At 45.6% G+C, this 7,449-nt stretch carries 4 protein-coding genes and 1 pseudogene; 2 read left to right on the forward strand and 3 right to left on the reverse strand.

Annotation, left to right across the window (positions count from 1 at the left end):
- Positions 1-139 precede the first annotated feature (139 nt).
- Positions 140-465, forward strand: a pseudogene (locus UA76_RS11630) (hypothetical protein).
- 252 nt (positions 466-717) lie between these two features.
- On the opposite strand, the gene glyA reads toward UA76_RS11630, so the two are convergent.
- Positions 718-1,968 carry a serine hydroxymethyltransferase gene (gene glyA / locus UA76_RS11635; protein WP_047046217.1) on the reverse strand — a complete coding sequence of 417 codons (1,251 nt, stop codon included), beginning with the start codon at positions 1,966-1,968 and terminating at the stop codon, positions 718-720.
- A 342-nt stretch (positions 1,969-2,310) separates the two neighbouring features.
- Between glyA and UA76_RS11640 the strand changes: the two genes are divergently transcribed.
- Positions 2,311-2,910 carry a YitT family protein gene (locus tag UA76_RS11640; protein WP_047046221.1) on the forward strand — a complete coding sequence of 200 codons (600 nt, stop codon included), beginning with the start codon at positions 2,311-2,313 and terminating at the stop codon, positions 2,908-2,910.
- Between the two features lie 82 nt (positions 2,911-2,992).
- Here the strand turns inward: UA76_RS11640 and vexH are convergent, their stop codons facing one another.
- Positions 2,993-6,106, reverse strand: a complete 3,114-nt coding sequence (gene vexH / locus UA76_RS11645; RefSeq protein WP_047046224.1) for a vibriobactin export RND transporter permease subunit VexH — start codon at positions 6,104-6,106, stop codon at positions 2,993-2,995.
- Positions 6,093-7,166, reverse strand: a complete 1,074-nt coding sequence (locus UA76_RS11650; protein WP_047046226.1) for an efflux RND transporter periplasmic adaptor subunit — start codon at positions 7,164-7,166, stop codon at positions 6,093-6,095. The genes vexH and UA76_RS11650 overlap by 14 nt, the downstream gene beginning before the upstream one ends.
- Positions 7,167-7,449 lie beyond the last annotated feature (283 nt).

Consider the following 7,449-nt stretch of genomic DNA (forward strand, 5'->3'; position numbering starts at 1 on the left):
ATTGCCTAACGTTTTTTATTTACTGCATCGCATTTAAGATCAAATTAATCAACGCATGCTAATCACTTGAATGAATACAAACTCTCCGATAGGCTTAGATCATATGCCGTCTAGATTTCGACTAATCAAGGAAAGACCTATGATCAAACCTGCTTTAGCCATCGTTTTAACCAGCCTTTTTATTGCGGGTTGTGCTAACAACACCAAGCGTGACAACTACCAAGAAGCTTCTTTTGAACTGTGTAACACTGAAGTAGATATCTACTCTGTAAGCGATGATGGTCGCGTCCGCATCGTTTGTTCTGATGGCTCCAAGTTTGCCCTAAACAGCGAAGAAACGCTTGAAACCATGCGCGATATCAACATCGACTACTGTGATGGCGAAGGCTAGGTAAGTTCAGCGAAAGCCGCCGTTACTACTCATTCAAATGTAAATCAGGCACGTTGCTAAGTATTTCAAAGTAACTATTTTAAAGTCGCTACTTCAAAGCTGAAACAACCAACAAAGGGATTGATGCAAACATCAATCCCTTTTCTATTTCTGTTAGGACGAGACAGCGAAACTAAATCGAATACGAGGCGCAAACAAAAAGCCCTATCCTACTGGACAGGGCTTTAGAATTTCTAAATCGTTGATTGAGATTCAAGGAGGGCACGCGGAGTTTACAAGTGTAAATGAGCATGCCCGACAACGAAGCTCAGTCAACGATGACGAAATTAAGCGTAAACTGGTAGACGCTTACAGATCTCTAAAACTTTCGCTTTCGTTGCTTCGATGACTTCATCGTTACCGATGTTGTCTAGAACGTCTGCCATCCAGTTCGCTAGCTCTTTTGCGTCTTCTTGAGTGAAGCCACGACGAGTGATCGCTGGAGTACCTACGCGGATACCAGATGTAACGAATGGGCTACGCGGATCGTTTGGTACTGAGTTCTTGTTTACTGTGATGTTTGCTGCGCCTAGGGCCGCATCTGCATCTTTACCAGTGATGTCTTTGTCGATTAGGTCAACAAGGAACAGGTGGTTTTCTGTTGAGTTAGATACGATTTTGTAGCCACGCTCTTGGAACTGAGCAACCATCGCTTTTGCGTTATCAACAACACGTTGTTGGTAAGCTTTGAACTCAGGCTCCATTGCTTCTTTGAACGCTACCGCTTTACCTGCGATTACGTGCATTAGTGGGCCACCTTGGCCACCTGGGAATACCGCTGAGTTTAGTTTCTTGTACATCTCTTCACCAGCGTTTGAAAGAATCAAACCGCCACGAGGGCCTGCTAGTGTTTTGTGAGTTGTTGTTGTTACTACGTGAGCGTGAGGTACTGGTGTTGGGTAAACACCTGCAGCGATAAGACCCGCTACGTGAGCCATATCTACGAAGAAGTAAGCGCCAACTTTGTCTGCGATTTCACGCATGCGAGCCCAGTCAACGATTTGAGAGTAAGCAGAGAAACCACCGATGATCATCTTCGGCTTGTGCTCAACGGCTAGCTGTTCCATCTCGTCGTAGTTGATTTGGCCAGCTTCATCGATACCGTAAGGAATCACGTTGTAGTGCTTACCAGAGAAGTTTACTGGTGAACCGTGAGTAAGGTGACCACCGTGCGCTAGGCTCATACCTAGAACTGTGTCGCCTGGGTTTAGAAGAGCCATGTATACAGCGCTGTTCGCTTGCGAGCCAGAGTGTGGCTGAACGTTCGCGTAGTCACAACCGAACAGTTCACAAGCACGATCGATTGCTAGCGCTTCCGCTTTATCTACGTACTCACAACCACCGTAGTAACGCTTGCCTGGGTAACCTTCAGCGTATTTGTTTGTTAGCTGAGAACCTTGCGCTTCCATTACACGTGGGCTTGTGTAGTTTTCCGAAGCGATTAGCTCAATGTGTTCTTCCTGGCGAAGAGTTTCTTCCTGGATTGCTGCGAATAGCTCCGCATCGTAATCAGCGATGTTCATATCACGCTTTAGCATCTGTATCTCCTGACTCAGATTTTACTGAAAGTTTCAAAAAAACCGCACAACGATCGCACGCAAACGTTTTCGTTGCTTCATATGCGCGCATTCTACATAGTTTGATCTGGATCATAAAGAAAAAAATCAACTTTTCTCATGCAGTTTTTTCATAATGACTTACAAGGGCTTTCATATACAAAGAAGACTTTGAAACGACTCGCAATCTCCTGTCAATATTACGCTTTACACCCTGTAAAACGATAATTACATAGGTTTACCCTAAATTTACATCTCTATCTACCGAAAAGATCATCTTTTCCTTAGTATGCACGCCATTAATGACGAGTTTATTTAGAAATGATGGAAAAACACTCAAGAAAAGAAGACTGGATAGCGATTCTTACCGGCACGTTCCTCGTGGCACAAGGTGTATTCTTTTTACAGTCAGCAGATTTATTAACAGGCGGGACAACAGGCTTGGCGCTTTTAATGAGCCAATTTGTCTCTTTCTCTTTTGGCACACTGTACTTTGTCATCAACTGCCCTTTCTACCTTTTAGCGTGGAAACGCTTTGGGCGTCGATTTGCAATAAACAGTGCGATTTCAGGCGCTTTAGTGTCTATTTTTGCCGATCACCTCTATTTGGTGATCTCTTTAGACACCATTAACCAAGTTTACTGTGCAGTTGCGGGTGGATTACTGATGGGCTTAGGAATGTTGATTCTGTTTCGTCACCGTTCTAGCTTGGGCGGCTTCAACGTCTTGTGTCTATTTATTCAAGATCGCTTCGGCATCTCAGTTGGTAAATCACAGCTTGCGATTGATTGTGCGATTTTATTCGCGTCTTTCTTCTTCGTCTCTCCAATGATTATTCTTCTTTCAATCATTGGTGCAGTAGCGCTAAACCTCGTATTAGCCATGAATCACAAGCCGACTCGTTATAGCGTCTCTTACGGTTAATAAGTTTCAAGCATATAACGAAAAGCCCGCGACTCAGTCGCGGGCTTTTTAGTTATTCTAGTTCAAGAACTAGAACTCTACTTTATCCATGGGAAGCACGAGATTTCACATCGTGGCTCAGCTCTTTGTTAAGCTCTGCTTCGACATGACCTGGCGATTGCGTCGATGCCGATATCAATCGATACATAGCCGGTATCACGAACAGGGTTACTAGTGTCGCAAAGCCCATACCAAAGAAGATTACCGTACCTACTGCTACACGACTCTCATAGCCTGCACCGGTCGATAGAATAAGTGGGATAGCACCTGCAAGAGTGGTAAACGCCGTCATTAAGATTGGACGCAAACGTCTTGCCGACGCATCAATCACCGCTTTCTCAAACTCAATCCCACGATCGCGCAACTGGTTGGTAAACTCAACAATTAAGATACCGTTCTTAGTCACCATACCAATGAGCATGATCATGCCGATTTGGCTGTAGATATTGAGCCCCTGATCCATAATTACCATGCCTAAGAAGCCACCAAACACACCCATAGGTACGGTGAACATCACCACCAGCGGGTTAATAAAGCTCTCAAACTGGGCTGCTAGAACTAGATAGGCAACAAGCAGAGCCAATGCGAATACCACTAAAATACTCGACTGGTTCTCTTTGTAATCTTTCGACTCGCCTGAGTAGCTCACTGAAATGTCACTTGGTAGCAGTTCAATGGCCTTTTGGTCTAGGAAATCCAGAGCTGCACCTAAGGTAGCACCTTCCGACAAGTTGGCGGTAACCGTAATGGCTTTTTGCTTATTGTAGTGTGATAGACGAATCGACGATGCCACTTCATCAATGCGAGTTACCGCATCTAAGGTGACCAACTCGCCTGAAACCGTTCGCATGTAGATCTGACTCAAATCAGAAGCGTTGTTGAAACTGTTTTCATCGCCACGCAGGTAAACGTCATATTCTTCACCGCGCTCAACAAAGGTCGTCTCAGTTTTACCGCCAAGCATAACCTCTAGCGTATCCGAAATATCGGCCACACTAATGCCCAGTTCGGCCGCTCGCTGTCTATCAATCGTCACCACCATCTCTGGAGTTTTCTCGGAGTAGTTAATCTCCGCACCTTCCATTAATGGTGAGTTCTCTGCTTCCAACTTAAGCATTTCAGCCCATTGTTGCAGTTCAGGGTAATCAGAGCCGCCCAGTACAAACTGAACCGGCTCACTCGAACCACCACGGAATCCTGGCATGAATGGGAAAACACGCACATCTGGAATACCCGCAAGCGCTTTACGAACTTGGCCCAAAGCCTCTTGCGCGGTGACATCACGCTGGTTCCAATCTTCCAAGATCATGATAACGAAGCCCGTTTGGTCACCTGCTTGACCACCAAAGGCAGGCGATTGAATGCTGAACGACTTCAAGAAACCTTTATCCAGTAATGGCATGATGCGATCTTCAACGATATCCATGTTCGCAGCCATACGGTTATAACTGGTCGCATCGGCGCCACGAACAAATGCAAAGATAACACCACGGTCTTCCGATGGCGTTAGCTGAGCAGGAACCTGCTGCATCAGGCCATAACTGCCGCCCAAACAAGACAAGATCACCAATGGCGCGGCCCACTTGAACTTAAGCGCTTTGCTAAGTAACCAACGATAGCCCGACTCCAATTTGGAGAACATACGATCGATAAACAGGTTAAAACGGTTTGGCTTCACGTTTGCTTTCAGAATCTTACTGCCAAGTACTGGCGTAAGGGTCAACGCGATTAAGGATGAGAAAATCACCGACATCGACAAAAGCACTGAGAATTCAGTAAACAGCAATCCGACCATACCATCCATAAAGGAGATTGGCAGGAACACCATCACAAGAACCAAGGTCGTCGCAATAACCGCAAACCCTACTTCACGAGCTCCTTTGTAAGCCGCTAGTAGTGGCTTCTCACCTTGTTCAATATGGTGATAGATGTTCTCTACCACTACAATCGCATCATCCACCACCAAACCGATAGAGAGAATTAACGCCATCAGAGTAATGAGGTTGATTGAAAAGCCAAAATAGTAGGCTGCTATAAACGAGGAAATCAGAGAAACAGGTACCGTCACTGCCGGTATCAAAGTCGCTCTCGCTTGGCCAATAAAGATATACAGGACAAGGATTACCAAGCCACCCGTAATAAACAGCGTGCTGTACACTTCGGCAATCGAGCGTTCGATGAATACCGTTGAGTCATAGTCAATCGCTAAGCGAGTGCCATCAGGCAGGAACTGCTGGATATTTTCAACTTCACGGTGCACGCGTTCGGCGACTTCCAACGGGTTGGCGTCAGTCTGAGGCACAATCCCCATACTCACGTTAACCACGCCATCACTTTTAAAGGTCGAGTTTTCATTCTCGGCCCCGATGAACACATCAGCAACGTCTTTTAAGTAGATAGGCGTATTGTCGCTGGCACGTTTTACAACTAAATAGTCGAAATCTTCCGCGGTGTTGTAAGAGCGAGCCGTTCGTACCGACATAACAATCGAATCGTTACGGACTTCACCACCTGGGCTCTCCATGTTCTCACTGCGCAAAGCTTGAGTGATATCGGTTGTGGTCACGCCGCGGCCCGCCATCAACTCTGGTTGCAACTTCACATACATGACTTTATACAAGCCACCAGAGACGTTAACTGAACTCACACCGGAAATCAGACTAAAACGGTCCAAAAGCACACGGTCGATATAGTCGGTCAACTGAGTTCGATCCATTTCAGACGAACTTAAGTTGATATACAGGGAGGCCTCACCAGAACCGTTATTCTTATAGACAATAGGATCATCGGCTTCATCTGGAAGGGAACGCTGCGCCCTTGCGACCGCATCTCGTACATCACTCACCCCTGTATTGAGGTCGTACCCCAAATCAAAAGTAATGGTAATACGAGACATACCATTTCGTGTGGTTGAAGAAATCTCATCGATACCACTGATACCAGAGAGCTGGTCTTCCAGAACCGAAGTAATTTGGCTTTCGATGATCGTCGCAGACGCCCCCGAATAACGGGTACTGATCGACACTACAGGGCTTTCAATGTCTGGCATCTCTCGAACGGCTAACTTAGAGAACGAGACCATGCCAAAGACCACCAACAGCAAGCTTAATACAACTGCCGCTACTGGTCGTTTTACGGAAACATCAGATAACCACATTAGTTAGCCCCTTGCGGTTGTTCCATAGGCTTACCATCTGGCCAAGCTCGTTCACAGCAACACCATCACGCATGTTTACAATGCCTTGAACAACGATCTTTTGACCAATTTCAAGACCCTCTTCAATCACTACGAGGTTTTCAATACGCGCGCCTAAAATAACTTCTGTACGTACCGCTTTTTTATCTTCACCAATCACGTAAACGTAGCGTTTGGTGCCGGAATACTCGAGTGCTTGAACAGGAATGATTGGCGCTTCAATCGGTGGGAATGCCATGTTGGCAGAAACCAACATACCAGGCTTCAACTTGGTATCCGTGTTTTGGAAGTGAATACGGACACGAAGGTTTAACGTTTCTTGATTGATACGTGAGTCAACGCCAACCACTTCACCAATAAACTGTTGATTACCCCAAGCGCTAGTCGTCGCTTCAACCTTCATGCCTTTGCTTAACATAGAGAGGTAACGCTCAGGAACTTGCAGATCCAAACGCATCAATGATAAGTCATCCAGAGTCAGCAACTGGCTGCCCGCACTCACTAGCTTGCCGCGACTAAAATCAATAAAGCCAACGGTACCAGCAAACGGAGCAGTAATATGAAGGTCGTCTAGGTTGGCATTGGCCGCGTCTAGGCGAGCTTGAGCGATTTCAACACTGGTTTTTTGTGCATCAATCTCAGTTTGAGTGATGGCGTTACGCTTCACCAAACGTTCGAACTCAGCCAACTTACGTTTTTCATCCGCTAAGTAAGCTTTCGCTTCTGCAATCGCGGCGCGAGCTTTGTCATCGTCTAACTTAATCAATAGCTGATCTTTAGAGACTTCTTGATTGGCTTTAACGGCGATAACATCCACTTTACCCGCCACTTCCGACGCAATATCGACGGACTGCTCAGAATCCAGCTTACCAACCAAAGTTAACGATTGAGAAACTTCATGAATCTGTACTTCTTCAGTGATCACTGTCACCGCCTGAGCACCAGGCCCACGCGCAAAAACTGCACTAGAAACAATGCCTAAAGCTAAAGTGAGCAGTATCGTAATTCGTTTATTTTTCATAATGCTACATCAAAGTGATTTCCTCATATCATTGTAACTGGGATTCGCTCATTTGAACGTCAAGTAATGTAAATCTAGGTAACTATTTTGAAAACATAAAAGCATCAATACGGGGCTTTTGTATAAAAACCATCATCTTTGCCCAAAAAGGCAGCATTCAATTCAAAATAACAAGAAAACTCTTTACAGCTTGGGCGAGTTTGCTATGATGCGCTCCGCACTTGAGAGATGTGTTTGGGAAAAACATCAATCAAGCTATTCCATAGAGAATAGAAAAATCCCT

The organism is Vibrio mexicanus, from assembly GCF_001012815.1.
GTDB classification, from domain to species: Bacteria; Pseudomonadota; Gammaproteobacteria; order Enterobacterales; family Vibrionaceae; genus Vibrio; species Vibrio mexicanus.